The organism is Clostridiales bacterium (assembly GCA_017961515.1).
Taxonomy (GTDB): Bacteria; Bacillota; Clostridia; order Acetivibrionales; family RGIG10202; genus RGIG10202.
In genome coordinates this window covers 1-3,477 of record JAGCXC010000029.1, presented here as the reverse complement: position 1 = coordinate 3,477, position 3,477 = coordinate 1, and the positions used below count along the sequence as shown (strand labels likewise).

At 32.4% G+C, this 3,477-nt stretch carries 3 protein-coding genes and 1 pseudogene; 3 read left to right on the top strand and 1 reads right to left on the bottom strand.

Annotation, left to right across the window (positions count from 1 at the left end):
• From J6Y29_01960 to J6Y29_01950, 3 genes are all read left to right on the top strand, one after another.
• Positions 1-767, top strand: a 767-nt coding sequence (locus J6Y29_01960; protein MBP5426655.1) for a DUF4143 domain-containing protein, incomplete at its 5' end; no start/stop codon positions are given.
• A 74-nt stretch (positions 768-841) separates the two neighbouring features.
• Positions 842-1,699: an aldo/keto reductase gene (locus J6Y29_01955; GenBank protein MBP5426654.1), complete on the top strand. Its 858-nt coding sequence runs from the start codon at positions 842-844 to the stop codon at positions 1,697-1,699.
• 171 nt (positions 1,700-1,870) lie between these two features.
• Positions 1,871-2,713 (top strand): ankyrin repeat domain-containing protein, encoded by an 843-nt coding sequence (locus J6Y29_01950; GenBank protein MBP5426653.1) that lies wholly within the window; start codon positions 1,871-1,873, stop codon positions 2,711-2,713.
• A gap of 286 nt (positions 2,714-2,999) precedes the next feature.
• Here the strand turns inward: J6Y29_01950 and J6Y29_01945 are convergent.
• A pseudogene (locus J6Y29_01945) lies at positions 3,000-3,242 on the bottom strand (PD-(D/E)XK nuclease domain-containing protein).
• Between the last annotated feature and the right edge of the window lie 235 nt (positions 3,243-3,477).

Sequence of the window (3,477 nt, the reverse complement as noted above, 5' to 3'; positions counted from 1 at the left end):
AGTATATGGTAGTTGGAGGAATGCCTGCTATTGTGTATAGATTTGTCACACAAAAAAATTACAGTGGAATACTAGAAATGCAAAAGCAGATTTTGTTAGATTATGAAGAAGATATTACCAAATATGCAAACGGACTAGACCAAGGCAAGATATTAAGCATATACAGAAAAATTCCAACATTTTTGGGAAATGAAAATAAAAAATTTCAAATTTCTAAAATAGAGAAGGGAGCTCGTTCAAGAGAATATGTTGGGACAATAGAATGGCTAAAAAATGCAGGTATAATAAATGTTTCTTATTGTATGGAAGAACTAGGATTGCCATTAGGAGGTAATTATAATCCCAATAATTTTAGAGTATATTTTGGAGATATAGGTATTTTGATAGCTTCTATCGATGAAGAGGCACAAGAAGATTTGCGATATAACAAAAATTTTAATACGTATAAAGGTGCAATTTACGAGAATATTGTAGGAGACATGTTGGTTAAGGCGGGATACAAGCTATATTTTTACAAGAGTCAAAAGGGAACGCTTGAGATGGACTTTTTTGTAAGAGATAAGGATTCGTTAATTCCAGTTGAAGTAAAAGCAAATGACAATGCGACAATTTCTCTAAATAAGCTAATAATTGGCCATAAATATGATGATATAAAATATGGGATAAAGCTTTGCAATAAAAATATCGGATTCAACGGAAACTTTTACACCTTCCCATACTTTATGACATTTTTACTAAAAAGGTATTTGCAAGAGAAGAATAATTAGTGTAACGTAAATAGAAGAAATATCAAATAAATTGGTTTAAAAAAAATAAAACAAAACCAAGAAGGAGAGATATTATGAATTTCAAACTAAACAACGGTACGCAAATTCCAAGCGTTGGACTAGGTACGTGGTTAATCCATAATGACCAAGTTTCACAAGTTGTAAAAGACTCAGTAGAACTAGGTTATAGGCATATTGATACTGCACAGGCATATGGAAATGAAGAAGGAGTGGGTATCGGTATAAAAGAATGTGGATTAGATAGAAAAGAAATTTTTGTAACAACCAAGGTTGCAGCAGAGTATAAAGATTACAACTCTGCAAAAAAATCCATTGATGAATCACTTAGAAAATTAGGTTTAGACTACGTAGATTTGATGATTATACACAGCCCTCAACCTTGGATGGAGTTTAGAACAACAGACAATAACTATTTTAAGGAAAATAAAGAAGTTTGGAGAGCCCTAGAAGATGCCTACAAAGAAGGAAAATTGAAGGCTATAGGTGTATCTAATTTTCATATATATGATTTAGAAAATATATTAGAAACTTGTGAGATAAGGCCTATGATTAATCAGGTTTTAGCACATATCGGGCAGACTCCATTTGATATAATAGATTTTTGTGAAAAAGAAAATATTTTAGTAGAAGCATATTCACCAATAGCACATGGCGAAGCAAATAGAATAGAAGAAGTACAAGAGATGGCTAAAAAATATGGCAAATCATTTGCACAAATTTGTCTAAAATATTGTCTTAATTTAGGAATGGTGGTTTTACCAAAAGCAATTTCAAAAGAACATTTGCAAAATAACATTGACTTAAATTTTGAAATTTCTGATAACGATATGGAAATACTAAAGCAAGTAAAACCACTAAAAGATTATGGAGCACATGACTTTTTCCCAGTATTCAAACAAAGTGGTAAATAATAGATTTAATAATAAAAAGAGTATTTTTGACTATAAGTTAAAAGTACTCTTTTTTTACCACAAAACGTTGACATTCTGTTACCATATAATTATAATTAAATCTATAATACAGAAAGATAAAAAAAGACCTGATGGAAGAAATTGTTTTTTGTAATTAGGAGGTTGATGTTTATGAAGAAAGGATTTTTGAAAGCAATATGTTTAGTAGGAGTATTAGCTTTTACGATACCAGTGGTAGGTTATTGTTATAATGCAAGTTGTAAAAAAAGTGTAGTATTAGATGATAACACAAAAATTAATAGGCTTTTTCGTGCTGTAGAAGAAGATGACATAGAAGTAGTAAAGTTACTAATAGAAACTGGAGTCGATGTAAATGTAAAGAATGACAATGGAGATACCCCATTGCATATTGTAAGGAATGTAGAGATAGCAAAATTATTAGTAAAGAATGGAGCAGATGTAAATGCGAGAAATAATAATGGAGATACCCCATTGCATATTGTAAGGAATGTAGAGATAGCAAAGTTATTAATAGAGAATGGAGCAGATGTAAAGACAAGGAATGATAATGAAGATACCCCATTGCATATTGTAAGGAATGTAGAGATAGCAAAGTTATTAATAGAGAATGGAGCAGATGTAAATGCAAGAAATAATAATGGAGAAACACCATTGCATAAGGCTGCTGATTGTGGATTTCGAGTTATAAGAAATAATGAATATGTAATTAAGGGAGATGCAAAGATAGCAAAGTTATTGATAGAAAATGGAGCAGACGTAAATGCTAGAGATAATAATGGAGAAACACCATTGCATAAAACCTACTATCTAAACTTACATGAGGGATTTAAGCAATTACCGTCTGTGTCACCAAATGCGGTAGCACTTGTATTAGTAGAGAATGGAGCAGATGAAGATGCGATAAATAATGAGGGAAGAAAACCAGGAGATTTTGGTCACGTACACCCAGATTGCATACGTTTCGGAGTAGATGGTTACATTCGTTGTTATTAATAGAGAATGGTGCAGATGAAGATGCTAAAAATAATGAGGGAAGGAAACCAGGAGATTTTGGTAAGTACAAGTACTACACATTTTATGAGGAGAATATTATTGAGAAATAATTATAGATTAGGGATTAATAAGTTATAGACCTGGCTTTTGGAGTTGAATGTAAAATATAGTACCAAGTCAATAATTACACAGTATTGCACACTTGTGACTTTAGTCATGAGTGTGCTTTAATAAATACGCATATGTTGTGATAAATTTAATCTCGAAAATCTTGATTAATCATTCCCTATATTTCTTCTATAATTGCCTTATGTTTTTTATCTTTGCTATCTTTGTCGTATACTATGCCAACAGCAAGTTTTTTGCCAAAGTACGAATCTATAGAAGATTTATAATCTCTAGACTTAATTTGTTGGATAGCACTTTCGGCACTACTACCATCTGTTTTTAATTCTATTATAAAAGCAGTATCAGTTGGATATAGCGGGTAGAATGTAAAATCTGTTCTGCCTTTTCCCCCAATATCTTCTCTTTTTAGTCAATACGAGCTTGCGAGTATTGCTGCGCCGGATTTGTGTACCCGGCAGGGTACAACTTACCATTCAAATCCGTGTGCATCCACGCGGAGCGTTATAATTCAGTCGGAGCTTGAACTCCTACTGAATTGTAAATATGTACCCACCGCCTACGCTTTTTCAAGCTTAGAGGCGGGGGACATCTCCGACTGAGTTATATATTTGTCACGTGCTGCAATGTATGCAATT

What these genes read in the sequence shown, in the direction of transcription:
- J6Y29_01950 (MBP5426653.1), top strand. Translation starts at nt 1,871, where the DNA reads ATGAAGAAAGGATTTTTGAAAGCAATATGTTTAGTAGGAGTATTAGCT.
- J6Y29_01955 (MBP5426654.1), top strand. Translation starts at nt 842, where the DNA reads ATGAATTTCAAACTAAACAACGGTACGCAAATTCCAAGCGTTGGACTA.